Source organism: Nonomuraea sp. NPDC001636 (genome assembly GCF_040298265.1).
Lineage (GTDB): Bacteria > Actinomycetota > Actinomycetes > Streptosporangiales > Streptosporangiaceae > Nonomuraea.
In genome coordinates, this window is sequence record NZ_JBEOZT010000024.1 from 64,685 (window position 1) to 89,473 (window position 24,789).

The window sequence follows — 24,789 nt, forward strand, 5'->3', positions numbered from 1 at the left end:
ACGTCCGGCCGGGCGTCATGGGACGCCGTCACGGGCAGGTGGGGGCCATGAACCGAAAGCCCGACGACCTGCCCGCGGCGGTGGGAGGCGTGGAGGGGGAGAGCGACGTGGTCGCCGAGCGGTCCGCCTCGGGATCGCCCAGGACCCGCCGCCCCCTGTCCGCGGACCCGCCCGACGAGCTGGAGGAGCCCGTCCCGGAGGAGCCGCCCGAGGAGGACGACGAAGGCGAGGACGTCATCCGCCCCGACGCCGGCCCCACCGCCTGACCTGGCCGCCTGATGCACCCGGGACCGCCTGCCCCGGCGACGGTCAGGCGCCGGGTTGCGTGTGCAGCCGGGCGAGGGTCTGTTCCAGCTCGGCCTGCAGCAGGTCGCCGGCCGCCGCCGCGTCGCCGTCGCGGACCGCCGCCACCAGCGCGGCGTGCGCGTCGTGCCCCGGGTTGCGGTCGTGCCCGCGCAGCTCCAGCAGCCCCACCATGTCGATCAGCCCCTCCCGCAACGCCGGCGCGAACTCGGCGAACAGGTCCGTGAGCACGGGGTTGCCCGCCGCCGCCACGACCGCCGCGTGCAGCGCGATGTCGGCGTCGACGAACGCCGCGTCGTCCTCGCCCGCCGCCCGTTCGCGGGCCTGGAGCGCGGCCTCCATCGCCGCGACGTCCTCGTCGGTACGCCGGGCCGCCGCCAGCCTGGCCGCCTGGGTCTCGACCATCATGCGGACCTCGTACACGTCGGTGATCGCGGCCCGGCGCAGCCGCGCGGGCCAGTCCTCGGCCGGCTCCGAGGCGATGACGAACACCCCCGAGCCCTGACGCGCCCGCACCAGCCCGGCCCCGGCCAGCGCCCGCAGCGCCTCGCGGACCGTGGACCGGCCCACCCCGAGCGTCTTGGCCAGCGCGTTCTCGCCGGGCAGCCGGGTACCGACCGGCCAGTGGCCCTCGGTGATCTGCTCGCGCAGGTGCTGGACGGCCTGGTCGACCAGGGGGCTGCGGCGGAGGGCGCCGAGCGGCATGTGCACCTCTCAGGTTGTCTGAGGACCTGTGTTGTGGTTAGTGTAGCCGCCATGTCGTCGTACGGTCTCCTTCTTCTCGGCCGCCGCGGCGGGGCCTGACCGGACCGGCACCCCGCCGCGGTGTGCGAGGTGCTGCCGGTCGTCCGAACGCCGAAGAAGGAACGAAGACGTGTACGCATGGAACCGGCAGCGCCCCAGCGCGATGCCCTCCCACCGCTACCGGCCCGCGCACGAGCGGGTCGAGGTGCCCCTGACCGGCGAGCGCGCCTGGCCCTCGCGCCGCATCACCGCCGCCCCGCTCTGGGTCCCGGTCGACCTGCGCGACGGCAACCAGGCGCTGGCCGAGCCGATGGACCCGGCGCGCAAGCGCCGCCTGTTCGACCTCCAGGTGCGCATGGGCTTCAAGGAGATCGAGGTCGGCTACCCGTCGGCCAGCAGGCTCGACTTCGACTTCCTCAGGGAGCTGGCCGAGCCCGGCGCGGTGCCCGACGACGTGACCGTGGTGGCCTTCACCGCCGCCCGGCAGGACCTGATCGAGCGCACCTTCGAGTCGATCCGCGGCCTGCCCGACGTGGTCGTGCACCTCTACACCGCGACCGCGCCCACCTGGCGGAACGTGGTGCTCGGCCACGACCGCGACGCCCTGCGCAAGCTCGTCATGGACGCGGCCGGCCAGATCGCCCGCCTGGCCGACGGGCTCCCGGTGCGCTTCGAGTTCTCGCCCGAGGTGTTCAACCTCACCGAGCCCGACTACGTGCTGGAGATCTGCAACGGCCTGACCGCCCTCTGGGACGCCTCCCCGGACCGCCCGGTGATCCACAACCTGCCCGCGACCGTCGAGATCGCCACCCCCAACGTGTACGCCGACCAGATCGAGTACATGCACCGCCACCTCGACCGCCGCGACTCGGTGATCCTGTCGGTGCACCCGCACAACGACCGCGGCACCGGCGTGGCCTGCGCCGAGCTGGCCGTGCTGGCCGGGGCGCAGCGGGTGGAGGGCTGCCTGTTCGGCAACGGCGAGCGCACCGGCAACGTCGACCTGGTGACCCTCGCGCTCAACCTGCACTCCCAGGGCGTCGACCCGATGATCGACTTCTCCGCCATCGACGAGATCCGGCGCGTCGTCGAGCACTGCAACCGCCTGCCCGTGCACGACCGCCACCCCTACGCCGGCGACCTGGTCTACACCGCCTTCTCCGGCACCCACCAGGACGCCATCGGCAAGGGCCTGGCCCACCACGCCGCGCGGGCCGCCGAGCTGGGCGTGCCGCCGGAGCTGGCGCCGTGGGAGGTGCCGTACCTGCCCATCGACCCGGCCGACGTGGGACGCGGCTACCAGGCGGTCATCCGGGTCAACAGCCAGTCGGGCAAGGGCGGCATCGCGTACCTGCTGGGCGCCCGCCACGGCCTCGACCTGCCGCGCCGCCTGCAGATCGACTTCGCCGCGACGGTGCAGCGGGCCACGGACGACAGCGGCGAGGAGATCACCGCCGACGAGTTGCGGGCGCTGTTCCACGCCACCTACATCGCGCCCGGCGAGCGCTCCTGGTTCGCCTCCTGGCGCACGGCCGAGACCGCGCCTGGGACGCACGAGTTCGAGGGCGTCCTGGAGTCGGGGCGGGTGCTGCGCGGCACCGGAAACGGGCCGCTGTCCGCGCTGACCGCCGCGCTGGCCGGGGACGGCGTCGAGGTCGACGTCCTGCACTACGCCGAGCACGCCGTGGACCCGGGGACGGGCAGCAGCGCCGTCGCGTACGTGGAGGCCCGGGTGGACGGGGTGATCGGCTGGGGCGCCGGTCAGGACACCTCCGTGCTCACCGCGTCGGTACGGGCGGTGCTGGCCGCCGTCGGCCGGCTCAGTACGTCAGGTACGTGACGCACTCGTCCCGGTACTGCAGGGTCCTCGACCGCAGCCGTCGCGGGTCGGCGAGCACGGCCCGGGAGACCGACGGCACGACGGAGCCGCGTACCGGGGCGAACAGCCGGCCCACGTCGGCGGGCGAGGCGCCCTGCGCGCCGAGCCCCGGAGCCAGGATCGGGCCGTTGAGGTCGGCCAGGGAGTGGTCGAGCGCGGGCAGCGTGGCCCCCATGACCACTCCCACCGGCCCGAACGGCTCGTGGCCCGCGTTGGCCGCGGCGGCTCCGGCGATCACCAGGTCGGCCACCCGCTGCTGCAGTCCGGCCGCCGCCGGGTTGGAGGTGCGGGCCAGCACGAAGACGCCGGCGTCGTTGGCCACCGCCGAGGTGATCGCCACCTCCAGCGAGCCGAACCCCAGGTAGGGGCTGAGCGTCACCGCGTCGGCGGCCAGCGGGCTGCCCCGGTCGAGGTAGGCCTCGGCGTAGGCGGCCATCGTGGTGTCGACGTCGCCGCGCTTGGCGTCGAGCAGCACCAGCGTGCCGGCCTCGCGCAGATCGGCGATGGTGCGTTCCAGGACGGCGACGCCGCGGCTGCCCCAGCGCTCGTAGAAGGCCGACTGCGGCTTGACCACGGCGGCCACGTCGCTGATCGTGTCGGCCACCGTGCGGCTGAAGCGCTCAAGGCCGCCCGGTGAGTCGTCGAGGCCCCAGGCGTCGAGCAACGCCGGGCTCGGATCGATGCCCACGCAGAGCGGGCCGAATTTGTCCAGCCTGGCACGCAGACGTGTGCCGAACGACTCGTTCATCTAGGCCCCCTTGCGACCCTAACGCACACTAACCCGCCGCTGCCGGAAGCCGGAACGCATCGGCCCCGGATGATATGGCTCGGCCAGTGGGTCTTCCGGAAGCGGGCGCCTGGGTAGATGATGCGGCATGTACGAGATCGCCCAGCGGGTGCTGGTGCTGGAGACCGTCCCGCCGCGCGAGGTGACCGTCGCCGTCGGCATGCCGTACGAGGAGGCGGGGGAGTGGGCGTGCCCGTACCGGATCGACGGGCTGGCCGGGTGGGAGCACGAGCGCCGGGCGGCCGGGCGCGACTCGCTGGAGGCGGTCGAGGTGGCGCTGGCCATGGTGCGCGCGGCGCTGGCCGGCTCGCCCGAGGCCAAGGAGGGCCTGCTCCGGCCGGACGACGCCCCGCCGGACCGCCAGCTCACCCGGACCGTGTACGTCAGCTGGAACAAGGAACAAAACATCGCCTATATCGCGATGAAGCACGAAATCGTGCCAGGTGAGGCGGTACGGCAGACCGTGTCGGAGGACGTCGTCCTCGACTACGGGGCCTCGGGCGACCTGCTCGGCCTGGAGCTGCTCAACGCCGCCACCCGCCTCCCCGCCGAGATGCGCCTCTGAGAGCTGCGGACGCGCGGCCGCTCAGCCCGTCAGTAGCCAGCGCCAGCGCGGCAGCTCCAGCACCACGGTGACCACCGCCAGCACCGTGACCACCGCCGCCACGACCGCGTGCCAGGCCACCCACGCCGCCGCCACCGCCACCACGAGCTGCAGGGCGACCAGCCCGACGGTCACGAACCCGGGCACGGCGACCAGCACGCTCCGCTTGTCGCCGGGCGTGGCGAACACCGTCGGCAGCCCGATCAGCACCACGACCGACAACACGGCCTGCCACACCGACCCGGGAAGCAGCGCCCACGGCGCCGCGACCCAGGCGACCAGCTCCGAGGCGAACCGGAAGACGGAGGCGACCCGGTCGTCCGGACGCGGCCCGGACCGGGCGAAACGCCCCGCATTGGAAGACACCAGGGCACCCTACCCCTGAGCCCCTTCCGGCCGGCATCTACGGTGGGGACGTGACCCCCGCCACCCCGCCCCGCATCGTGGCCACCGATCTCGACGGCACCCTCCTGACCTCCGCCGGCGTCGTCTCCCCGCGTACCCGGCAGGCCCTGGGCCTGGCCCGCGCCGCCGGAGCGGAGATCGTCTTCGTGACCGCCCGCCCGCCGCGCTCCATCCACGCCATCGCCGGCCAGGCGGGCCTGACCGGCCTGGCGATCTGCAGCAACGGCGCCCTCCTGTACGACCTGGCCGCCGCGCGGATCGTGGCCAGCCGCACGATCGAGCCGCAGGCCGCCAGGAAGGTCGCCGACAGCCTGGCCGCGGCCCTGCCCGGGGCGGCCTTCGCCGTCGAGACCGGCACGGGCGTGCTCACCGAGGCCGGCTACACCAGACGGGTCGAGCACGACGTGGCGCACTACCGGGAGGTGGCCTCGGCGTTCGAGGCGGGCGAGCCGATCGTCAAGCTGCTGGTGCTCTCGCCCGCGCACACCCTCGACGAGATGTCGGCCCTGGCCGCGGCGGCCGTGGGAGAGCTGGCCGAGGTCACCCACTCCGGGGTGCCGGGGCTCCTGGAGGTCAGCGCGCCGGGCGTGACCAAGGCGGGCATGCTGGCCGAGCTGTGCCTGGCCCGCGGGGTCGCGCCCGCCGAGGTGGTGGCGTTCGGCGACATGCCCAACGACCTGGCCGTGCTGGCCTTCGCCGGGGCCGGTTACGCGATGGCCAACGCCCACCCGCTGGTGCTGGCCACGGCCGGGCACCGCACGTCCTCCAACGACCAGGACGGGGTGGCCGAGGTCCTCGAACGCCTCTACGGCTGACCCGGCCGGGGTTCTCGAACGCCTCTACGGCTGATCCGGCCGGGGTTCTCGAACGCCTCTACGGCTGATCCGGCCAGGGTTCTTGAACGCCTCCATGGCTGATCCGGCCGGGGTCCGGCGCCCGCCCGCCCCCGCGGGCGGGCGCCGGGGAGCTCAGGCGTCGTCGTCCGACACCCTGGACGTGCCCTCGCACCCGGTGGGCGCGCCGCTGAGCACCGGCAGCAGGCCGCCGCAGGTGCTCACCGGGAGCGACACCGGCTCGACGATCTCGTCGTTGAAGACGACCACGTCGCCGATGAGCGGCCGCGGCCCCTGGGCAGGCGCCGCGGCCGAGGCGGACGCCGCCGGCGCCGCCCAGCCCGCGCCGGCCCACAGCCCCGCGCCGACCGCCAGTGCGATCGCTAGGCCGCGGCGACCCGCTCCTGCGCGACGCCGCCGGGCTGCTGGTCCCGGTGCGCCTGCTGGAGATGCCGCCCGCCCGCCATGATCCGATCCATCACGGCCAGCGCCAGCGCCGAGACCACGAAGGTGAGATGGATCAGTGTTTTCCATACGAGTTCCCTGTCGGTGATGGCCGGCCGGGCGGCGTTGATGAAGATCTGCAGGAGGTGCACCCCCGAGATCCCGATGATCGCCATGGCCAGCTTGACTTTGAGGACGTTTGCATTGACATGGGACAACCACTCCGGCTGATCGGGATGGCCGTCGATGCGCAGCCGTGAGACGAAGGTCTCGTAGCCGCCGATGATGACCATGATCAGCAGGTTCGAGACCATCACGACGTCGACGAGCCCGAGGACGATCAGCATGATCGTGGTCTCCGGGGGGTTGCCGCCGAACCCGAGTTCGACCAGGTGGGCGAGTTCGACCATGAACCGCCACACGTAGACGACCTGGGCGACGATCAGCCCGAGGTAGAGCGGCGCCTGTATCCACCGGCTGAGGAACATGACGTAGCCGATGTGCTCCAGCGTGCTCCGCGGCCGGGGAGCGGACTCGGACTCGGCCACGGTCAACTGTGGTGGCCTCACTACGACGTGAAGATGTTGACCCGGTCGACGATGGCCTGGACATTGATGCTCCCCGGTTCGTTTCGGCCCCCTGACCCGAGGGCGATTGGGGGAACGGCGGCCGCCGCCGCCAGAGCGAGGACCGCTGCGCTGGTCAGGATTCGGAACTTCAATGGGGACTCCTCGACTGCTGCTGGTCGGACACGGGGATTGCGCTGTCGGAGCTGTCGGAGGGGGGGAGGGGGAGGGCCGGTGGCGGGGGGTGCGGCGTGGCTCGCCGCACCGCCCGCGTGGTGGCCGGCCGGTCAGGGATGCAGGCAGCCCGCCGCGGGGATCTCGGTCGGCGCCTGGGGGGCCGCCGGGTCCACCAGGGCGGCCAGGCCCGCGGCGGCCTCGGCCGCGCACGGGACCGCGGTGGCGGGATCGACGACGGCGTACGCGGGCGCCGCGAAGAGCGCGGCGGCCAGGGCCGCGGTGAGCGTGCCACCGATGACGGCGGCGCGGCGGCGTTGGACGTCAGGCATGAGTACCTCCTGGGGATGGTGGGAACAACCACCGACTCACTACCCAGAGTAATTACTCAGTAACGCTGCGTTAAAGAATCCTCATGAAGCGGGGGAGTTCGAGCCCGTCCAGCGGTCCTGGGCGTCCATGACGTCCTCGGCGTGGTCGTGGGCCCACGCGCCGAACGCCTCGATCGGGCCGAGCAGGGAGCGGCCCAGGTCGGTCAGCGCGTACTCGACGCGGGGCGGGGCCTCGGCGTAGGCGCGGCGGGCGACCAGCCCGTTGAACTCCAGGCGGCGCAGCGTCTCCGTGAGCACCTTGGGGCTGATCCCGCCGATCCGCGCACGAAGCTCACCGGGACGGCACGGGCCGTGGCGCAGCGACCAGACGACGACCGCGTTCCAGGTGTTGGCGATCAGGTCGAAGGCCAGTCTGGCCTGGCAGTCGGCGATGAACACGTAACGCCTCCGATAGGCACCGATCGGTGCGTGACGGGATTTCTAGAGTCCTTGTCCTAGTAAAGCCCTTTCGCAGCACGGAGGACGACATGAAGATCGGGATCCTGGGCGCCGGCGGCATGGCCGACGCGCTCGGCACGCAGTGGATCAGGGCCGGGCACGAGGTGACGGTCAGCGGACGCGACCCCGAGCGCGCCCGTGCCCGCGCGGAGAGCATGAACGCCCAGGCCGGGCGCCCGGGGGCGCGGTGGGGGAGCTGGGCGGAGGCGGCCGCGTCCGGCGAGGTCGTGATGGTGGGCGTCCGGGAGGCGGGGCTGGGTGACGTGCTGGCCGCCGCCGGTCCGGCCCTGCGCGGCAAGCCGATCATCGACGTGACGAACGCCGCCGCCCCCGACAGGTACGACGTCACGCGTCCGCTCGCCCGCCGGATCGCCGACCTCACGGGCGGGCACGTGGTGAAGGCGTTCAACCTGTGCCACGTGGACGTGTGGCGGATGACGCCGCCCGTGTTCGGCGGCCGCCCGCTGGCGGTGCCCCTGTGCGGCGACGACGTCCGGGCGCTCGACCTGGTCCGGGGCCTGGTCCGCGACCTGGGCTGCACCCCGCTGGACGGCGGCGGCCTCGACCGGGCCGTCCAGCTGGAGGCGACGGCCGCGTTCGTGATCGGGCTCTGGTTCGGCGGCGCGGACGCCCAGGCGATCCTGCCGCCGCTGGCCTCCTCGGGGGCGCACGACCCGGCGTGAGCGTACGACCCGGCGTGAGCGTACGACGCTGGGCGTAGCGAGGATGACGACGGGCGGCGGATGCCCGGCTCCGGCGGCGGCGCGATCCTGGGGGGCGTCCACCCGAGGTCGAAGGAGAGTCCAGTGGTCACCCAGGTCGTCAAGGGGAGCGGGTACCTGACCGCGTTCAAGGCCCTCGCCACGCTCAGCATGTTGTCGGTGCTCCTGCAGGCCGTCACGGCGGGGCAGCTCATGAGCGGGGCCGGCGCGGGCCTGCACGGGGCCGGGGCGGGCGCCGTCCACCTGCTCGGGCTGCTCCAGCTCGTCGCGGCCGTGCTGCTGTGGCGGCCGGGGCGCGGCGCGGGCTGGCCCGCCCTGGTCAGCCTGGGGGTGCTGCTGCTCGGGTTCCTGCAGTCGATGCTCGGCGGCTCGGGGGCGGTGGCCGCGCACGTGCCGCTGGGCATGACGATCTTCGGGCTCAGCGTGTGGCTCGTCGTCTGGGCCTGGCGCCGCTGACCCCGCGCCCGCTCCCTGTCCCGCCCCCGTCCCGCCGGCCTTGCGGCGGGCGCGGTCAGGTCCCGGCGGGGTGACGGGCCAGGTGGTCGGCCTGGCGCACCGGCTCGGGGAGGCGGTAGCGCGGCGTGAGCAGCAGCGTCTGGGACGTCGCGGTGTCCAGGCCGATCCGGTGGCCCTGGGAGACGTAGACCGGTTTGGTGTCCCGCCGCGTGCGCAGCGCCCTGCCCACCGTGACGCCCTCGTGCACGATCGGCGTCCAGTCCCCGCGCTCCCGGCCGGGCGGCTCGTGCTCGCCCACGAACGGCGTCTTGGCCACGCCGAGCGCGGGCAGGCCGGTCAGCACGCCCAGATGACAGGCCAGGCCGAAACCGCGCGGGTGAGCCAGGCCGTGGCCGTCGCAGACCAGCAGGTCGGGGGTGACGGCGAGGCGTTCGAGCGCCTCCACCAGGGTGGGCAGCTCGCGGAAGGCGAACAGGCCGGGCACGTAAGGGAAGGCGGCCCGGCCGTGGGCCACCGCCCGCTCGACCGGTTCCAGCGTCGCCGCGTCCAGGACGACCACCGCCGCCGTCACCTCGTCGTCGCCGTGGTAGTGCACGTCGAGGCCGGCCACCAGGGGGAAGTCCGTGGGGCCGGCGAGCTCGACGCGGCCGCGCAACCGGTCCTGGACGGCCTCGGCCTCGGCTGCGTCGGCCGGCCAAGGGTGAAGTCTGTCTACCCGCATTCCCCCCACGTTAGGGCCATTCGTCCCACCCGCCGCCCACCGCCCGGCCCGGCCACCGCCCGGCCGCCGGGTGCGCCGGGCCGCAGAGCGCCTCCGGCCGCGGAGGCGGGCGGTCAAGCGTGGACGATCTTGGCGAAGCGCGTGGCCACCTCGCGCCAGATCGGCGTGGAGACCGGCTCGTCGGCCACCGCGCCCGCGTAGACCTCCTCGGGGTCGAAACCGTCGGGCGTCCACTCGCGCACGCGCGCGGGCAGCACCTCGGGATGGAACTGCACCCCCCACGCCCGCTCGCCCACCCGGAACGCCTGGTAGGGGCAGGCGCGCGTCTCGGCCAGCCACACCGCGCCGGCGGGCAGCCGGGTGACGGCGTCCTTGTGGTGCTCGATCGCGGGCACCACCGGCGGCAGGCCCTGGAACAGCGGGTCGCCTTCCGCCTCGGGCCGGATCGTCACCGGCAGGCTGCCGTTCTCCGGCGCGCCGGTGTCGCCGGTCACCTCGCCGCCGGCCACCTCGGCCAGCATCTGGCCGCCCAGGCAGATGCCGAACAGCGGCACGCCGTCCGCCAGCGCCTGGCCCACCAGCCGGCGGGCGCCGGCCAGCCACGGGGCCCGGTCGTCCTCGGAGGGCAGGTAACCGCCGCCGAGCATGATCATGGCGTCGTGCCGGTCCAGCCGGTCGGGCAGCGGAGCGCCCTCGTGCGCGAGCACGACGTCGAGCCGCAACCCGGCCTCCTCCAGCCAGTCGCCGAGCCGGCTCGGGCCGCCGCTCCTGCTGTTCTGCACGATCAGGACGTCACCCATCGATGGTCTCCACTCTCGGATGTCGGGGCTCAGGGCAGGTTCGCCGCGCGGGCGGTGTGGCGCAGCAGCAGCGCGGTCGTCACCGGGCCGACGCCGCCGGGCACCGGGGTCAGCGCGCCGGCCACCTCCGCGACCGCCGCGAAGTCGACGTCGCCGGTGAGCCCGCCGTCGTCGGTCGGGTTGGTGCCCACGTCGATCACCACCGCGCCCGGCGCGACGTGCGCGGCGCCGATCAGCCCGGCGCGGCCGACCGCGGCCACGAGCACCTCGGCCCCGGCGGTGACGGCGGCCAGGTCGCGGGTGCGCGAATGGCAGACGGTGACCGTGGCGTGCCGGTCGAGCAGCAGGTGGGCCAGCGGCTTGCCGACCACGGTCGAGCGGCCGACGACCACCGCCCGCCGCCCTTCGAGCGGCACCTCGTAGTGGTCGAGCAGGGCCATGACGGCCGCCGCCGTGGCGGGCGGGAACGCGGGCAGCCCGGCGGCCAGGCGGCCGAGCGAGAGCGGGTTCGCGCCGTCGACGTCCTTGCGCGGGTCGATGGCGGCGGCCAGCTCCTGCGCCGAGGCCCCGGCGGGCAGCGGCGTCTGGAGCATGACCCCGTGGACGGCGTCGTCGGCGCTCAGCCCGGCCAGCGTCTCGTGGATCCTGCCGGGGTCGGCTTTGGCGCCGAGGTCGACGATGTCGCAGGCGACGCCGACGCCCGCGGCGGCCTTGGCGATCGAGCGGACGTACCACAGGCTGGCCTCGTCGGCCGTGGCCACCACGACGGCCAGCCTGGGCTGCGGCCCGGCGGCGGCCTCGGCCTGCGTCTGGGCCTTGATCGCGGTGGCCAGGTCGCGGCCGGTCAGCGTCCTCATCGGGCGATCTCCTCGCGTACCCCGGCGGTGATCCGGTCGGCCGTGGCGACGGCCTCGTCCACGCCCGCCAGGCGGGCCGTCAGCTCCTCGCGGACCTGCTCGTCCTTGATGCCCCGCAGGTTGACCTCGACGTTCACCCGGGCGGTGGTGAGCGCGGCGCGGGCGGCCTCGGCGGCGGCGGCGACGTCGGTGACGACGTTGCGGTTGCCGATCGGCAGCAGCAGCTCGCACAGCTCGACCAGGCGCGTGGCGGCCGCCACCACCAGGGCCGGGGGCTCGGCCGCGCCGGCCAGGGCGCGGGCGATGGAGACGCTGCGCTCCTCGCCCTTGGGCAGCCGGTAGGCGTCGGAGACTGCGGTGAAGGCCGCCGCGTCCTCCTCGGCGAGGCGCAGCGTCCGCGCGCGGAGGGCGTCGGTCTCCTCGATCACCGCGGCGACGGTCTCGGCGTGTCCGGCGTACCGCTCGCCGGTGGTGTAGCGGGCCACCATGCCGAGCAGCGCCGCGGACTGGGCCGCGTGCAGGGCGGCGGTGGCCCCGCCGCCGGGGGCGGGCACCTTGTCGGCCAGCTCGGCCAGGAAGTCGACGATCTTCGAGTCGCGCATGGCCGCATTCTGCCAGGCCCGGCCGGGCTCACTCGCGGTGCATCGGCCTGGTGACGTCGTGCGGCGTGCCCTGCGGCAGGTACGGCGAGCCCGCCGAGCCGTAGTCGGAGGCGTAGGCCGACGGCCGCGCCGGGGACCGCCACCGCGAGGGGAAGGCCGACACGACCAGCAGCGCCACGCCGAGGAACAGCATGACCCCGCTGTAGATCGTGGTCTGCAGGCCCGCCCCCAGGCTGCCGGTGACCAGCCCGTCGGGGAGGACGCGGACCCCGGCGCCCAGCTCCACCGCGGGCACCAGGCCGAGCGCGGTGTAGGCCAGGCCGCCGAGCAGCGAGGCGATCGGCGACAGGCGCGAGCCGGCCAGGAATGCCAGTCCGGCCCCGGCCGCCGCGATCACGGCCAGCCCGATCCAGGAGACCGTGAACCGCGTGGCCATGGTCAGGCCGAGCTCGCCGATGCCGTACATGAGGCAGGCGGCGATCAGCGGAGGAAGGAGCAGCCCAGCGACCACTCCCAGACCATGACGGGCACCGTTGGACATGATTAACCCCGTTTGTTCGGCTTGTACGCCAACCTACCCTGATCGCCTGATCAGTGCTTGATCGTGTACTTGTCGCCGTACACCTTCCAGGTCAGCGGCGGCCTGAGGTCGAGGTTGCCCTTCCTGAGGAAGACGCGCTGCATGGTGTCGACCCGGGTGGTGTCGTCGTGGGCGTCCTCGGCCTTCATCGCCGCCTTCCTGGCGTCGAGGAACGCGTTGAGGTAGGCCACCTCGTCGCCGCCGCGGGCGGGGGAGGCGGCCTTGGCCAGCGCGGCCTTCCTGATGCCGCCGAAGCTGAGCTTGTCGGAGCCGGGGCCGTGCATGACCATGGCGTCGTAGTAGGCGAACTGGCCGAGCGCCCGCAGGCCGTCCTTCTTGGCCCGGCGGACGGCCGGGTCGAAGTAGACGCGGTCGCGCTCGTGGTCCTGGGCCCGCCGGAAGACGGGGTCGGCCGCGGCCTTCTTCCAGTCCTTGACGAACGGCTTGCCGAGGCCCTTGTGGGAGTCGGTGCCGTTGACCTTGCGCAGCGCGGGCAGGTACTTGGCCAGCACGTTCGAGGGCTTGCGCCGGGTGTAGAGCTCGACCAGCTCCAGCATGTCGCCGGTGCCGGAGCAGAAGCCGATGATGCCCGCGGTGTAACCGCGTTCGTCCTTGATGTCCTCGATGTAGCCGTACTGGGCCTTCCAGTCCAGCGAGGAGTTCTCCGCGCTGGACACCAGCTGCATGGCGATGTCCTTCTTGTGTGGATTGTTGAGGTCTGCGGGGGAAACGCAGGTCAAGGCAAGGGACAGCGAGAGGCATGTAGCGGTCAGCACCGCTGCAAACTAGCGCAGTGGGCGCAAAGCCGCGAGTTGCTCCGCGAACGGGACGACCTCGTCGTCAGCCCCGGCCCCGCCCTCTTCCTCAGCCGTGACCGGCCGGGGAGCGCGGCCCGCCAGCAGGCCGGCCAGCTCGCCGGCGGCCCGGTCGATGCGCTCGCCGAGCCCGTCGGTGAAGGAGTCGCCGCCGCCGCCCCAGTCCTCCGAGGCGGCGTAGACGGCGGTCGGCACGACCACGGCCCGCAGGTAGGCGAACAGCGGGCGCAGCGCGTGCTCCAGCACGAGCGAGTGCCGGGCGGTGCCGCCCGTGGCGGCGATCAGCACGGGCGTGCCCGCCAGGGCCGTGTTGTCCAGGACGTCGAAGAACGACTTGAACAGCCCGCTGTAGGAGCCGCTGAAGGTCGGCGTGACCGCGATGAGCCCGTCGGCCTGCGTCACGGCCTCGACCACCTCGCGCAGCCGGGCGCCGGGAAAGCCGGTCACCAGGTTGTTGGCGATGTCCACGGCCAGGTCGCGCAGCTCGACCACGCGCACCTCGGCCGCGCCGTCCAGCCGCCGCCGGGTGGCCTCGGCCAGCCGGTCGGCGAGCAGGCGGGTGGAGGACGGCTGGGTCAGGCCGGCCGTGACGACGACGAGCTTCATGGGGGGATCTCCTTCCCTGGAGGGGTCAGACCTCGACGGCCTGGGACGTACGGGCCTGGACCAGCGAGGCGTGCGTCGGCGCGTCCGGGACGCCGGCCGGGCGGTCCTTGGCCATCTCCTTGCGCAGCACCGGCACGACCTCCTCGCCCAGGATGTCGAGCTGCTCCAGCACGGTCTTCAGCGGCAGGCCGGCGTGGTCCATGAGGAACAGCTGGCGCTGGTAGTCGCCGAAGAACTCGCGGAACTCCAGCGTCCGGTCGATGACCTGCTGCGGGCTGCCCACGGTGAGCGGGGTCTCGGCGGTGAACTCCTCCAGCGACGGCCCGTGGCCGTACACGGGGGCGTTGTCGAAGTAGGGGCGGAACTCGCGGACCGCGTCCTGGGAGTTCTTGCGCATGAACACCTGGCCGCCCAGGCCGACGATCGCCTGCTCGGGCGTGCCGTGCCCGTAGTGGGCGTAGCGCCGGCGGTAGAGGTTGATCAGGCGGATGAAGTGCTCCTTGGGCCAGAAGATGTTGTTGGCGAAGAAGCCGTCACCGTAGTAGGCGGCCTGCTCGGCGATCTCCGGGCTGCGGATCGAGCCGTGCCACACGAACGGCGGCACCCCGTCGAGCGGGCGCGGCGTGCTGGTGAACCCCTGCAGCGGGGTGCGGAAGCGGCCCTCCCAGTCGACGACGTCCTCGCGCCAGAGCTGGTGCAGCAGCGCGTAGTTCTCCACGGCCAGCGGGATGCCCTGGCGGATGTCCTGCCCGAACCACGGGTAGACCGGCCCGGTGTTGCCACGGCCCAGCATGAGGTCCACCCGGCCGTCGGCCAGGTGCTGGAGCATGGCGAAGTCCTCGGCGATCTTGACCGGGTCGTTGGTCGTGATCAACGTCGTGGCGGTGGACAGGATCAGCCGCTCGGTCCTGGCCGCGATGTAGCCGAGCATGGTGGTCGGCGAGGACGGCACGAACGGCGGGTTGTGGTGCTCGCCCGTCGCGAACACGTCGAGGCCGACCTCCTCGGCCTTGAGCGCGATCGCCACCATCGCCTTGATCCGCTCGTGCTCGGTCGGGGTCCTGCCGGTGGTGGGGTCGGTGGTCACGTCGCCCACGCTGAAGATTCCGAACTGCACTTTAGTCACCATCCATGACTGTTGAATCTTTGACAGGTACCGTAGCGTCCCGGCCTCCGCCGTTATTCCATCATCCCGGTCAGGCGCCCGCGCGGGCGCGGAAGGCCGCCGCCTTGGCGCGGTTGCCGCAGCCGCGCATGTCGCACCAGCGGCGGGTGCGGCGGTGGGAGGCGTCGACGTACAGGCGGGTGCAGGGGTCGGCCTCGCACTCGCGGACCAGCTCCGCCTGCGGGCCGCCGAGCAGCTCGATCGCCGCGCGCGCCGTCGTGGACAGCGCGCCGGGCAGGCCGCCGCCGCGCCGCAGGCCGCGCTCTTCGAGCGCGACGTCGGCGGGCGGGCGCCGGGCGGTCTCGTTGAGCAGGTCGCGGTCGGCCCGGCCGTACGGGCTGCCCTCGCGGGCGGCCGTGGCCAGCCGGTAGATCGCCTCGCGCAGCGCCGTCGCCCGCGCCAGGTCGTCGTCGCCGGTCTCGGGCGGCTCGTCGAGGAGCCCGGCGGCGACCGTCCAGCGGGCCAGGTCGGCGGGGGAGGCCAGCAGGTCGATGCGCGCGCCCCGGCGGTGGCCGATGGTGCCGGCGAGGTCGAGGCCGAGGTTGCCGCTGACGAAGGTGAAGTCCACGGCTCCCATCGTAACCGCGTTGACAAGTTACTTCCGGCGCTGCCAAGGTTGCTAACCATTGAATCCGGTTACTTTGGAGGCATCGTGGCGACACTCGTCACCGTCCGCGGCGGGACGCGCCGGTTCGGCGCGCGGCACCGATGGGTCGTGCTGTCCGTGGGCGTCGGCGCCCAGGCCAGCTTCTCGGCCATGTTCTCCGGCATCCCGCTGACCGCGGTCTCCATGCGCTCGGGCTACCATCTGTCGCTGGGCTCGCTCGGCCTGGTCCTGTCCTGCCTGGGGCTGGGCGTGGCCGCCTCAGACATCGCGTGGGGCATGCTCACCGACCGGTGGGGCGACCGCCGCGTGCTGCTCGCCGGGCTGACCGCCACGGGCGCGCTGCTGGCGGTGATGGCCGCCGCCGTCACGCCGGCCGAGCACGCCGGGGTGGCCCTGCTGGCGGTGTGCCTGCTGGCCGCCGGGGCGCTGGGCGGCAGCGTGAACGGCGCCTCCGGGCGGGCCGTCATGACCTGGTTCGCCGGCGGCGAGCGGGGGCTGGCCATGAGCGTCCGCCAGACGGCCATCCCCGTCGGCGGCGCGGTCGGAGTCGCCCTGCTGCCCTGGCTCGCCGAGCGGTACGGCTTCCGCGCCGTCTACGCCGTACCGGCGGTGTTCTGCCTGCTGGCGGCGGCGGCCACCTGGCGCTGGCTGCACGAGCCGGCGCCCGCCGCCGCGGCCGCCGCCCCGCAGCCGGGCCCCTCCCCGCTGCGCCGCTGGGACGTGTGGCGGGTGGCGCTGGCCAGCGGGCTGCTCACCGTGCCGCAGTTCGCCGTGCTGTCCTTCACCGCGATCTTCCTGCACGACATCAAGGGGGCCGGCGCCGGCCTGGCCGCCGTCACCGTGCTCGTCGCCCAGCTCGGCGGCGGCGCGGCGCGCATCTGGACCGGCCGGCGCACCGACCGCCGCGGCGGGCGGCGCACCTGGATCCGCGCCATCGGGACGCTGTCCGGCGTCGTCATGGCCGCCGCCGCGGTGCTCACCTCGGCGCCCACCCCGCTCACCGTCGCCGCCCTGGCGATCGGCGGCCTGCTGGCCAACTCCTGGCACGGCATCGCCTACACCGAGATCGCCGCCATGGCGGGCGCGGCCAGGGCGGGCACCGCGCTCGGACTGGAGGGCACCGCCTGCTTCGCCTCGGGCTTCCTGACCCCGCTGCTCGTCCCGGTGGTGCTCGGCCTCGCCCCGTGGGAGGCGGTGTGGGGGCTGGCCGCGCTCGCCTCGCTGCTGGCCGTGCCGCTGATGCCGGGGGCCGTGCGACCGGTGCCGCGGGCCGCCGTCACAGGGCGTTGATCGCCGCCGGGCCGAGGATCCGCTCGGGCGCGCCGCGCTCGGCCACGGTGATCATCGCCTGGCCGATGCGCTCGGTCGTCGTCACCGACGCCGGGAACAGCCGCCGCAGCAGCGGGTAGAGCGGCCCGGCCACGACGTAGGCCAGCCGGTACCAGCGGGTGCGCGAGGTCACGCCGTGCATCGGCTGGATGTAGCCGGGGCGGAACACGTAGGCGTGGAACGGCAGCGCGAGCAGCGCGTTCTCCGTCGCGCCCTTCACCCTGGCCCACATCGCGCGGCCGTGCTCGTCGGTGCCGGCCCCCGAGACGTAGACGAAGGTCGAGGACGGGCTCAGCCGGGCCAGCGTGGTGCCGGCCGCCAGCGTGTAGTCGTAGGTGACCCGCCGGTATGCCTGCTCGCTCATGCCCGCCGCGGACACGCCGAGGCAGAAGAAGCACGCGTCGTAGCCGGACAGCTCGCCCTCGACGGCCGACAGGTCCGACAGGTCGGCGTGGACCAGCTCGCGCAGCTTGGGGTGGACCGTCCCCGTGGGCGACCGGCCGACCGTGAGCACGGCCGTCACGCGCTCGTCGAGCAGGCACTCCCTGAGCACGCCGCGCCCGACCATGCCGGTCGCCCCGAAGATGATCACTCTCATGGTTCAGCCAGATCCCACCCGCCGCGCCGCCGCAGCACCCCCAGATAGTACGCCGCCGACACCACCGCGATCCCGGCGGTGACGTACAGGCTGGGCCGGCCGATCGCCGGGTCCAGCGCGTTGAGGTAGATCACGTACGCCAGCGCGGCCAGCGCCAGCACCGGCGCGAGCGGGAACCACGGCATCCGGTACGCCGCGTGGCCGGTCGTGCCGTTGCGCCGCCCGGCGATCGCGCCCAGGCACAGCGCCGCGTACACGGCCACGATCGAGGTGCCGGTCACCACCAGCAGGAAGCGCTCGTCGATGAAGCAGCACGCGGCGCTGACCACGCCGGTCAGCACCGTGGCCACCCACGGCGAGCCGTACCGGGCGTGGATCGACGACAGCAGGCGGCTGACCGGCGCGGGCCAGGCGCGGTCCCGTCCGGTGCTGAACAACATGCGCGAGGTGATGAGGATGATGGCCAGCACGGCGTTGAGGATGGCCAGCGCCACGGCCAGGGAGATCACCGTGTTGGCCGCGGACCCGGCGCGGGCGGTGACGAAGTACTGCATCATGTTCTCCGCGCCGAACAGGCCCTCCAGCGACGGCGCGCCCACCAGCACCGCCATCACCGGCACCAGCTCGGCCGCCACGGTGACGCCCAGCGCCCACAGCACCGTCTTGGCGATGCTCTTCGGCGCGTCGTGCACCTCCTCGCCGAAGTAGACCGCCGAGCCGTACCCGTTGTAGGAGAAGATCGCCACCGCGGTCGCCGCGCCGATGAGGCCCAGCGAGGCGGGCACCAGCGCGCCGCCGTCCCCGGCCACCACCGGACGGGTGATCAGCTCGACCGGCGAGCGCTGCGGATCGAACAGGCCGAGCGCCGCCACGACCACCAGCGCGATCATCTCGATGGCCAGGAACACCCCGGTCACCCAGGCGTTCAGCTTGATGTCGAAGACCGCCACGACGGTGGTGAGCAGGCACGTCACGGCCGCCACCAGCGGCCCGTCCAGCCCCGGGAGGACGACCGACAGGTACGCGCCCACGCCCAGCGCGATGACGGCGATGATGAGCAGCTGCGTGATGAGGATCAGCCCGAGCACCACGAAGCCGGGCAGCCGGCCGAGCGTCCGGGCGGTGATGGCGTACTCGCCGCCGGTGAGCGGGAACGCCGAGCCCAGCTCGGCGTAGACGAAGGCCATGAACACGCCCACGACGGCGCCGGCCAGGTAGCTGAGGATCGCGCCGCTGCCGGCCTGGGAGATCACGCCGGGGGCGATGATGAAGACCGAGGACGCGGGGGTGATGGCGGACAGGGTGAGGAGGAGGGTGCCGAGGAGCTTGAGTCCCCGGTGCAGGTGTGGATGGGCGGCCGTTGATGCCACGACGCCTCCTTGGGGGGTTCCTTGAGCGAGTATCAAAGAACTATCGGCGGCGTTCGTCAAGGATGGCTTGCGTTTTTTGAAGCGTCTATGAAGAATCGCGGCCATGGCGCGACCCAGCCGGGCCCGGGAGAAACGGGCCGAACTCGTCTCCGCCGCCCGCCGGGCGGTGCTCGAACGCGGCATCCTCGACCTGCGGCTGCGCGACGTCGCCGAGGTCGCCGGCATGTCGGCCGGGTCGGTGCTGTACTACTTCCCGAGCATGGCCGGCCTGCTGCAGGAGGTGCAGCGCGAGGCGGTCGACCGGTTCTGCGCCGCCCGCGAGGCCGCCGCCGCCCGCGAGCCCGACCTGCGGCGCCGCCTGGTCATCACCATCGGCAGCGGCCTGCCCGCCGGTCCGGGCGACGAACTGTGCGTGCTGCTGTACGAGCTGGGGGCGCACGCCCGGCGCGACCCGGCGTACGCGGCCCAGCACATCAGGCTGTACGAACGGCAGGTGGCCCTGTACGCCGCGATCCTGGAGGCGGGCTCGGCGACCGGCGTCTTCACGCTGACCCGGGACGCGATGACGATCGCCCGGAACTTGGTGGCGCTGGAGGACGGGCTGGGGTTGCACCTGCTGGACGCGGTGCAGCCGTTCGACACGGAAACGGCCCGCGACCTCCTCCTGTCCTACGCCACAGACGCCACCCACTGCCCCCTGACAAGTCTCTAGCCCCGTCCCCTCCACCTGCCTTTCTCCGCGTCGCGGCCATGTGGGCCTGTTACGCCCCACCCACCCCGCCCCTTCTCCATGTCGGAGGTGTGTGGCCTGCTACCTCCCACCGGCTCGGCCGCCGTCCGTGCGTCTACCAGTGGCTGCGAAGCCGTGCGATCATCGCCCCGTGACGTCCTCCCTTGATCCCAGCACGCGCAAGTACGGCACCCTCGGGCTGACCGTGCTCTGCGCAGCGGCCCTCACCGGCTACGGACTGGTGGCCTGGAGCATCTGGCAGTTGGACTGGATGCCCACCGAGCTCCTGGCCAAGTGCGGCATCGCGGCCGCGGTGTTCCCCGGCGCCGGCCTCGCCCTCGGGTACGCGTTCACGGCACGGAAGCCCAGGCCCGTACGGATCTTCGCGCTCTCGGCCGGTGCGGCGATCGGATCGGTGTGCCTGCTCCTGGCCGCCGTCGGCTACATCTGGTTCTCGATGTCGGCGAACCTGTAGCCCCGGCAGCAACCCGAGGGAACATTCGTCCAATCCTCCGGCGCCGGACGGCCGCCACAGTGGCCCCATGACCAGTTCCCACGGCGACACCACCCAAAGCACGATCCTCTCCCTGGACGACGGCGACCTCCACGTCTGCCAGGACGGCCCCCGCGAGGCCCCCGCCCTCCTCCTCATCCACGGCTCGGCGTCCTCGGCCCGCTCCTGGGACCAGATGGTCCCCCTGCTCACCGGCTCCCATCGCGTCATCCGGATCGACCTGCTCGGCCACGGCCGCTCCGCCAAACCGGACGACCGCGGCTACACCACCCCCGACCAGGCGCGCCGGGTCGGCGAGGCGCTGGACCGGCTCGGCGTGCGGGAGGCCGTGGTCGTGGGCCACTCCAGCGGCGGCGCGGTCGCCACCGCCCTGGCCGAACGGCGTCCCGGCCTGGTGACGGCGCTCGTCCTCATCAACACCGGCCCTGACCTGGACGCCTTCATCGCCCCGGCGTCGGCCGCGTTCGCCCCCTCGCAGTGGCCGCCGACCGACGAGCAGATCCGCCTGTTCGCGAGCCCGGGCTTCAGCCGTCCCGGCTACCAGCCCCCGGACGAACTGCTGGACGAGGTGCGTTGCATGACCCTCCACACGCTCGCCGCCACGATGCAGGGCACCCGCGAGTACCTGCAGGAACGGCCGCTCCCTGACCGGTTGGCGCCCCTGGGCAAGCCGCTGCTGGTGATCTTCGGCGCGGACGACCGCCGGTGGCGCTCCTCGTCCGCGTCCGGCTACCGCGTCGTCCCGGGGGCCGAGATCGAGCTCCTGCCCGGCCTCGGCCACACCCCCATCCTGGAGGACCCCGAGCAGACCGCCATCCCCCTCCTCACCTTCACCACCCACGCCAAACGGCCACACTGAAGCCGCCGGGCCAGAAACCACCCGCTCGGGAGACGGCCCGCTCGGGGGCGGCCCGGTTGGGGGCGGCCCGGTTGGGAGACGGCCCGGTTGGGACGCAACCGGGCCAGGGAATGGCCCCGTCGGGAAGCGGCCGAGCCGGGAGGCGGGCCGGTCAGGGAGCGGCCGGGGCAGGAAGCCGTCCGGGCCGGGTATCTCAGGGTGGGGTCACCGGGCTGTGCGCCAGCTCTGTTCCTCCACCAGCTCCTGGCTGCGCCAGCCGCCGGAGGTGCGCCGCATGCGGTGGTGGTACCAGCCGCCGCCGTGCAGGAACCCCTTGGCGTCGGCCGCGGCCATGTCGCGGGTCGGGGCGAGGGTGTCGGTGAACGGCGCGCTGACCCGCGCCTCGTCCCCGGTGAGGACGATCCGCGGGGCCCCGATCAGGTGCAGGCGTCCGGGCCAGTGCGGCAGCACCTCGGCGAGCCAGCTCTTGACCTCCGCCAGCCCGCCCCTGATCCCGCCCGCGGACCGGTAGTCGATGACCGCCTCCGGGCTGAACACCTCGTCGAGCAGGTCCCAGTCGCCGGAGTCGACGGCCCGCGAGTACCGGGCCAGCAGGTCGGTGATCTCCAGGCGGTCGGCGATCTCCTGAACGTCCATGCCCCGATCGAACCAAACGCTTGCTACAAGCGCCAGGCCCCCGCGCCAGGGAATGACCGCGAAAAGGCGCCAGGTCCCGCGCCGAAGGACCGCGAAAAAGCGCCAGGCCCTGCGCCGGGGAAGGGCTGCGAAAAGGCATCAGCCAGGCCGGCGACCCGCCGACCTGGCTGATGAGAGATGGTGGACGATACTGGGATTGAACCAGTGACCTCTTCCGTGTCAGGGAAGCGCTCTCCCGCTGAGCTAATCGTCCTTCGTAGAGGTGGCGACGGGATTTGAACCCGTGTGGACGGCTTTGCAGGCCGCTGCCTCGCCTCTCGGCCACGCCACCGAGCCGGAAGCTCCGAGCGGAAGACGGGATTCGAACCCGCGACCCTCACCTTGGCAAGGTGATGCTCTACCACTGAGCCACTTCCGCGTGCGCCCCGCTCGTGCCGGGCGACGAGAGAACTCTAGCGAATCCTCGCCGAGTCCCCAAACCGGAGCGCTTCCGCGCAGGTCGTCCCGGGTACGGCCCAGCCACGCCCACCGCCCCGGAGCGAAACCGGGGCGGACCCGGGGCGGGACCCGGGGCGGGGCGCGAGGAGGGCGCGGCCCGGTCAGCGGCCCAGTTGCATGCCCGCCGGATGCGGCCCCTCCGTCTCAAGCCGGTACTCCCGCCCCGACACCGCCCGATTGTCGTCGATGACCCGCTCCGACGGCGGCTTCTCCCCGCCCATGACCGCCTCCTGCATGCGCGTGAAGCGCTCGTGGGCCTCCTGGACGTACCCGGTGCCCAGCGTGGTGCAGTCGATCTGGGTGGCCAGCAGCTCCCGCAGGTACGCCTTGTTCGGCTCGAACGTCACCGGCGGCGGCAGCTCGGGAGCCAGCACCTGGTCGGGGTCCCGCCCGTCGAACCGCTTGAACAGCTCGCAGGCCAGCCGCAGGTGCTCGATCTCCATGTTCAGGTGCAGCTCCCAGACGGCCTTCACCCTGGGGTCGGACTCGGTCTCCATGAACGAGTGGTAGAGGTAGCACTCGTTGTACTCGTGGTTGAGCAGCATCTCCCACCAGCTCTCGCCCGGGTCGACCAGCGACTCGTAGTGGGTGACGTGCTCCTCCTCCACCATGGCGATCTCCTGGTAGAGCTGCCGGGCGATCGGCTCCATGGCCAGCGGCCCGACGTTCATGTAGAAGTTCATGGTCTGCTGCTCGGCCGCCATGACGGTCAGGGCGTGCAGTTTCGACAGCGGCTCGGTGCGGTGCCGGTCGTACGGCTCGCGCACGTTGTCGACCGGGTCGCGGTGGTGCAGGTACGTCGGCCGCCCGGGCATGACCTCGGTGACCCCGTCCACGATCTTCTCGGCCTTGCGGTGCTCGATCATCTCGTAGAGGTTGGCGTACCGGTAGAGGTGGTCGAAGTCCTCCAGCACCCCGAACTGGTACGCCTGCGTCAGGTACGGGTCCGGCTCCATGCGCGCCACCCACGCCGTCAGGTCCACCGCGACCTGCTCGTAGGCGATGGTGGTCTCCAGCACCGACGCGACGCCGGGCAGCAGCCAGTTGACCGCCTTCTGCTGCTGCGCCTCGATATAGCGCACCCGGGCGAGCTGCCGCTTCAGCTCCAGGTCGGTGCAGTGGCGGGCGAGCTGGTGGCTGAACAGGACCGCCTCGGTCTCGATGCCGTTCATCGTGATGATCCGGCAGCGGGTGTACGGGTCGGCGTGGTCGGGATCGATGGGCGAGACGTCGAGCTCCCGCCAGTCGCGCAGCTGCTCGTCCAGCGGGATGCCCCGCTCCTGAAGTGGGTCGAAGGCCATGTCGCTGCGCCTACCCGCGCCCTGGTGGGGCAACCTCCGCGTTGCGTCGCCGAACGATCCGCGTTCGGTAAGGAGGCGCGTGCCCGACCGGCGCCCGGGTAGGCCGCTGGACGTGGCTGAACACGATGTCATCGACGTGCTGATGGCCCAGCACGGCCAGATCAGGGACCTGTTCGACGAGGTGGAGCAGGCGCCGCCGGAACGGGTGGAGGAGGCGTTCGAGCGGCTGATCCGCCTGCTGGCCGTGCACGAGACCGCCGAGGAGGAGATCATCCACCCCTACGCGCGCAGGAAGGTGGACGGCGGCCCCGGCGTGGTGGCCGACCGGCTGGCCGAGGAGAACCGGGCCAAGCGGCTGCTCGTCGAGATCGACCGGGCGGGCGTGGACGACCCGGCGTTCTGGGAGAAGCTGGCCGAGCTGCGCACGGCGGTCACCATGCACGCCCGCAGCGAGGAGCGCTACGAGTTCGCCCAGCTGCGCCACAGCACCTCCGTCGTGGAACGCCGGGCCATGGCGGCGGCGGTGCGGGCGGCCGAGGCGGTCGGGCCGCTGCGGCCGCGTCCCGGCGTGGAGTCGGCGACGAAGAACGTGCTGATCGGCACGCCCCTCGCGCTGATGGACCGGGCCCGCGAGATCATCAGGAAGGCCCTGGGGAGCGGCTGAAGGAAGGCCCCGGGCAGCGGCTGACACTTCGTCCCCGGGCGAAATGTCGGTGCGTTAGCGTCGTGGGCATGGAGCACATCGCCCGTGACGCCGACATCGCGCCCGTCGCCGCGCTCATCGCCGACCCCACCAGGGCCGCCATGCTCACGGCGCTGCTCGGCGGCCGGGCCCTGGCCGCCGGCGAGCTGGCCAGGGTCGCCGGGGTGAGCGCCGCGACCGCCAGCGCCCATCTGGCCCGGCTGCTCGACGGCAGCCTGGTCGACGTCGTCCGGCAGGGCCGCCACCGCTACTACCGGCTGGCCGGGCACGAGATCGCCGAGGTGCTGGAGACCCTGGCCAGGGTGAGCGCCCGCCCGCCGGTGCGCTCCCTGCGGCAGTCCCGGCAGGCGCGCCTGCTGGAGGAGGCCCGCACCTGCTACGACCATCTGGCCGGACGCGCCGGCGTCGCCCTGCTCGACCGGCTCAGGGACGGCGGCTTCTACGACCGCCAGGACCTCACCTCCGACGGCGAACGGCTGCTGACGGGCCTGGGCGTGGACGTCGAGGGCGCCCGCAGGGCCAGGCGGCGCTTCGCTCCGGAATGCCTCGACTGGACCGAACGCCGGTCGCACCTCGGCGGCGCCCTGGGCGCCGCGATCACCGACGTCCTGCTGGAACGCGGCTGGTACCGGCGGGGCTCGGTGCCGCGCGCGGTGGTCCTCACCGACGAGGGGAGGGAGGGGCTGGCGGCGATCTTCCCGAGTAAGGAGCTAACATCGGGTACGCCGGTTACCTAAGCGAGAGAGACGAT

At 73.1% G+C, this 24,789-nt stretch carries 32 protein-coding genes and 3 tRNA genes; 12 read left to right on the plus strand and 23 right to left on the minus strand.

The window, feature by feature from the left end:
* The first annotated feature begins 47 nt into the window (after positions 1–47).
* On the plus strand, positions 48–266 hold the full coding sequence (locus tag ABT158_RS35855; RefSeq protein ID WP_352361234.1) for a hypothetical protein: 219 nt from the start codon (positions 48–50) through the stop codon (positions 264–266).
* A gap of 43 nt (positions 267–309) precedes the next feature.
* On the opposite strand, the gene ABT158_RS35860 is transcribed toward ABT158_RS35855, so the two are convergent.
* On the minus strand, positions 310–1,008 hold the full coding sequence (locus tag ABT158_RS35860) for a FadR/GntR family transcriptional regulator (RefSeq protein ID WP_352361236.1): 699 nt from the start codon (positions 1,006–1,008) through the stop codon (positions 310–312).
* A 202-nt stretch (positions 1,009–1,210) separates the two neighbouring features.
* Here ABT158_RS35860 and ABT158_RS35865 point away from each other — a divergent pair, with 202 nt between their 5' ends.
* The gene (locus ABT158_RS35865) at positions 1,211–2,887 is read left to right on the plus strand and encodes a 2-isopropylmalate synthase (RefSeq protein WP_352361451.1); all 1,677 of its coding nucleotides are present in this window, start codon (positions 1,211–1,213) and stop codon (positions 2,885–2,887) included.
* Here ABT158_RS35865 and pyrF read toward each other — a convergent pair.
* Positions 2,868–3,674 (minus strand): orotidine-5'-phosphate decarboxylase, encoded by an 807-nt coding sequence (gene pyrF / locus ABT158_RS35870; RefSeq protein WP_352361238.1) that lies wholly within the window; start codon positions 3,672–3,674, stop codon positions 2,868–2,870. The genes ABT158_RS35865 and pyrF overlap by 20 nt on opposite strands.
* A 127-nt stretch (positions 3,675–3,801) precedes the next feature.
* Between pyrF and ABT158_RS35875 the strand changes: the two genes are divergently transcribed.
* Positions 3,802–4,278 carry a DUF2283 domain-containing protein gene (locus ABT158_RS35875; protein ID WP_352361240.1) on the plus strand — a complete coding sequence of 159 codons (477 nt, stop codon included), beginning with the start codon at positions 3,802–3,804 and terminating at the stop codon, positions 4,276–4,278.
* 21 nt (positions 4,279–4,299) lie between these two features.
* On the opposite strand, the gene ABT158_RS35880 is transcribed toward ABT158_RS35875, so the two are convergent.
* Entirely contained in the window at positions 4,300–4,683 is a 384-nt protein-coding gene (locus ABT158_RS35880; RefSeq protein ID WP_352361242.1) for a hypothetical protein, read from the minus strand.
* A gap of 50 nt (positions 4,684–4,733) precedes the next feature.
* Between ABT158_RS35880 and ABT158_RS35885 the strand changes: the two genes are divergently transcribed.
* Positions 4,734–5,537 (plus strand): HAD-IIB family hydrolase, encoded by an 804-nt coding sequence (locus ABT158_RS35885; RefSeq protein WP_352361244.1) that lies wholly within the window; start codon positions 4,734–4,736, stop codon positions 5,535–5,537.
* A gap of 153 nt (positions 5,538–5,690) precedes the next feature.
* Here the strand turns inward: ABT158_RS35885 and ABT158_RS35890 are convergent, their stop codons facing one another.
* From ABT158_RS35890 to ABT158_RS35905, 4 genes are all read right to left on the minus strand, one after another.
* Entirely contained in the window at positions 5,691–5,825 is a 135-nt protein-coding gene (locus tag ABT158_RS35890) for a hypothetical protein (protein ID WP_352361246.1), read from the minus strand.
* A gap of 113 nt (positions 5,826–5,938) precedes the next feature.
* A complete protein-coding gene (locus ABT158_RS35895; protein WP_352361248.1) occupies positions 5,939–6,547 on the minus strand; it encodes a TIGR00645 family protein in 609 nt (202 codons plus the stop codon).
* A 305-nt stretch (positions 6,548–6,852) separates the two neighbouring features.
* On the minus strand, positions 6,853–7,071 hold the full coding sequence (locus tag ABT158_RS35900; RefSeq protein WP_352361250.1) for a hypothetical protein: 219 nt from the start codon (positions 7,069–7,071) through the stop codon (positions 6,853–6,855).
* A gap of 81 nt (positions 7,072–7,152) precedes the next feature.
* Complete coding sequence (locus tag ABT158_RS35905; protein WP_352361252.1) at positions 7,153–7,509, minus strand: winged helix-turn-helix transcriptional regulator; 357 nt, start codon at positions 7,507–7,509, stop codon at positions 7,153–7,155.
* Positions 7,510–7,598: 89 nt separating this feature from the next.
* Here ABT158_RS35905 and ABT158_RS35910 point away from each other — a divergent pair, with 89 nt between their 5' ends.
* Both ABT158_RS35910 and ABT158_RS35915 read left to right on the plus strand, forming a co-directional pair.
* Positions 7,599–8,252 carry an NADPH-dependent F420 reductase gene (locus ABT158_RS35910; RefSeq protein ID WP_352361254.1) on the plus strand — a complete coding sequence of 218 codons (654 nt, stop codon included), beginning with the start codon at positions 7,599–7,601 and terminating at the stop codon, positions 8,250–8,252.
* 123 nt (positions 8,253–8,375) lie between these two features.
* Positions 8,376–8,747 carry a hypothetical protein gene (locus ABT158_RS35915; protein WP_125635486.1) on the plus strand — a complete coding sequence of 124 codons (372 nt, stop codon included), beginning with the start codon at positions 8,376–8,378 and terminating at the stop codon, positions 8,745–8,747.
* Between the two features lie 55 nt (positions 8,748–8,802).
* Here the strand turns inward: ABT158_RS35915 and ABT158_RS35920 are convergent, their stop codons facing one another.
* The 9 genes from ABT158_RS35920 to ABT158_RS35960 all read right to left on the minus strand — a co-directional run bounded on the left by ABT158_RS35920 (position 8,803) and on the right by ABT158_RS35960 (position 15,461).
* Complete coding sequence (locus ABT158_RS35920; RefSeq protein WP_352361256.1) at positions 8,803–9,468, minus strand: endonuclease V; 666 nt, start codon at positions 9,466–9,468, stop codon at positions 8,803–8,805.
* 113 nt (positions 9,469–9,581) lie between these two features.
* On the minus strand, positions 9,582–10,268 hold the full coding sequence (locus ABT158_RS35925) for a type 1 glutamine amidotransferase (RefSeq protein WP_352361258.1): 687 nt from the start codon (positions 10,266–10,268) through the stop codon (positions 9,582–9,584).
* A gap of 29 nt (positions 10,269–10,297) precedes the next feature.
* Positions 10,298–11,125: a bifunctional 5,10-methylenetetrahydrofolate dehydrogenase/5,10-methenyltetrahydrofolate cyclohydrolase gene (locus ABT158_RS35930; protein ID WP_352361260.1), complete on the minus strand. Its 828-nt coding sequence runs from the start codon at positions 11,123–11,125 to the stop codon at positions 10,298–10,300.
* A complete protein-coding gene (locus tag ABT158_RS35935; RefSeq protein WP_352361262.1) occupies positions 11,122–11,727 on the minus strand; it encodes a cyclodeaminase/cyclohydrolase family protein in 606 nt (201 codons plus the stop codon). Before ABT158_RS35935 ends, ABT158_RS35930 begins: the two co-directional genes overlap by 4 nt.
* A gap of 28 nt (positions 11,728–11,755) precedes the next feature.
* Positions 11,756–12,238: a hypothetical protein gene (locus tag ABT158_RS35940; protein ID WP_352361264.1), complete on the minus strand. Its 483-nt coding sequence runs from the start codon at positions 12,236–12,238 to the stop codon at positions 11,756–11,758.
* Between the two features lie 80 nt (positions 12,239–12,318).
* Positions 12,319–12,993 carry a chitosanase gene (locus ABT158_RS35945; protein WP_352361266.1) on the minus strand — a complete coding sequence of 225 codons (675 nt, stop codon included), beginning with the start codon at positions 12,991–12,993 and terminating at the stop codon, positions 12,319–12,321.
* Positions 12,994–13,092: 99 nt separating this feature from the next.
* The gene (locus ABT158_RS35950) at positions 13,093–13,728 is read right to left on the minus strand and encodes an FMN reductase (protein WP_352361268.1); all 636 of its coding nucleotides are present in this window, start codon (positions 13,726–13,728) and stop codon (positions 13,093–13,095) included.
* Positions 13,729–13,753: 25 nt separating this feature from the next.
* Positions 13,754–14,845: an LLM class flavin-dependent oxidoreductase gene (locus tag ABT158_RS35955; protein ID WP_352361270.1), complete on the minus strand. Its 1,092-nt coding sequence runs from the start codon at positions 14,843–14,845 to the stop codon at positions 13,754–13,756.
* A gap of 79 nt (positions 14,846–14,924) precedes the next feature.
* A complete protein-coding gene (locus ABT158_RS35960; RefSeq protein WP_352361272.1) occupies positions 14,925–15,461 on the minus strand; it encodes a CGNR zinc finger domain-containing protein in 537 nt (178 codons plus the stop codon).
* Positions 15,462–15,545: 84 nt separating this feature from the next.
* On the opposite strand from ABT158_RS35960, the gene ABT158_RS35965 reads away from it, so the two are divergent.
* Positions 15,546–16,790, plus strand: coding sequence for an MFS transporter (locus tag ABT158_RS35965; protein ID WP_352361274.1), 1,245 nt, complete (start codon positions 15,546–15,548; stop codon positions 16,788–16,790).
* Here ABT158_RS35965 and ABT158_RS35970 read toward each other — a convergent pair.
* The gene (locus ABT158_RS35970; RefSeq protein ID WP_352361275.1) at positions 16,777–17,427 is read right to left on the minus strand and encodes an NAD(P)H-binding protein; all 651 of its coding nucleotides are present in this window, start codon (positions 17,425–17,427) and stop codon (positions 16,777–16,779) included. The genes ABT158_RS35965 and ABT158_RS35970 overlap by 14 nt on opposite strands.
* Positions 17,424–18,797 carry an APC family permease gene (locus ABT158_RS35975; RefSeq protein WP_352361277.1) on the minus strand — a complete coding sequence of 458 codons (1,374 nt, stop codon included), beginning with the start codon at positions 18,795–18,797 and terminating at the stop codon, positions 17,424–17,426. Before ABT158_RS35975 ends, ABT158_RS35970 begins: the two co-directional genes overlap by 4 nt.
* Before the next feature lie 103 nt (positions 18,798–18,900).
* On the opposite strand from ABT158_RS35975, the gene ABT158_RS35980 reads away from it, so the two are divergent.
* The 3 genes from ABT158_RS35980 (at position 18,901) to ABT158_RS35990 (ending at position 20,900) form a co-directional block, all read left to right on the plus strand.
* Positions 18,901–19,509, plus strand: a complete 609-nt coding sequence (locus ABT158_RS35980; RefSeq protein ID WP_352361279.1) for a TetR/AcrR family transcriptional regulator — start codon at positions 18,901–18,903, stop codon at positions 19,507–19,509.
* A gap of 169 nt (positions 19,510–19,678) precedes the next feature.
* Entirely contained in the window at positions 19,679–20,002 is a 324-nt protein-coding gene (locus ABT158_RS35985) for a hypothetical protein (RefSeq protein ID WP_352361281.1), read from the plus strand.
* 67 nt (positions 20,003–20,069) lie between these two features.
* Entirely contained in the window at positions 20,070–20,900 is an 831-nt protein-coding gene (locus ABT158_RS35990; RefSeq protein WP_352361283.1) for an alpha/beta fold hydrolase, read from the plus strand.
* 204 nt (positions 20,901–21,104) lie between these two features.
* Here the strand turns inward: ABT158_RS35990 and ABT158_RS35995 are convergent, their stop codons facing one another.
* The 5 genes from ABT158_RS35995 to ABT158_RS36015 form a co-directional block, all read right to left on the minus strand.
* Positions 21,105–21,536 (minus strand): nuclear transport factor 2 family protein, encoded by a 432-nt coding sequence (locus tag ABT158_RS35995; RefSeq protein WP_352361285.1) that lies wholly within the window; start codon positions 21,534–21,536, stop codon positions 21,105–21,107.
* 178 nt (positions 21,537–21,714) lie between these two features.
* Positions 21,715–21,789: transfer RNA gene (locus ABT158_RS36000), tRNA-Val, on the minus strand.
* A gap of 7 nt (positions 21,790–21,796) precedes the next feature.
* Positions 21,797–21,867 (minus strand) — tRNA-Cys (locus tag ABT158_RS36005).
* A gap of 15 nt (positions 21,868–21,882) precedes the next feature.
* Positions 21,883–21,954: transfer RNA gene (locus tag ABT158_RS36010), tRNA-Gly, on the minus strand.
* 181 nt (positions 21,955–22,135) lie between these two features.
* Positions 22,136–23,335, minus strand: coding sequence for a hypothetical protein (locus ABT158_RS36015; protein ID WP_352361287.1), 1,200 nt, complete (start codon positions 23,333–23,335; stop codon positions 22,136–22,138).
* 112 nt (positions 23,336–23,447) lie between these two features.
* Here ABT158_RS36015 and ABT158_RS36020 point away from each other — a divergent pair, with 112 nt between their 5' ends.
* Together ABT158_RS36020 and ABT158_RS36025 are read left to right on the plus strand one after the other, a co-directional pair.
* Positions 23,448–23,999 (plus strand): hemerythrin domain-containing protein, encoded by a 552-nt coding sequence (locus ABT158_RS36020; RefSeq protein ID WP_352361289.1) that lies wholly within the window; start codon positions 23,448–23,450, stop codon positions 23,997–23,999.
* Between the two features lie 68 nt (positions 24,000–24,067).
* A complete protein-coding gene (locus ABT158_RS36025; RefSeq protein WP_352361291.1) occupies positions 24,068–24,775 on the plus strand; it encodes an ArsR/SmtB family transcription factor in 708 nt (235 codons plus the stop codon).
* Positions 24,776–24,789: the final 14 nt, after the last annotated feature.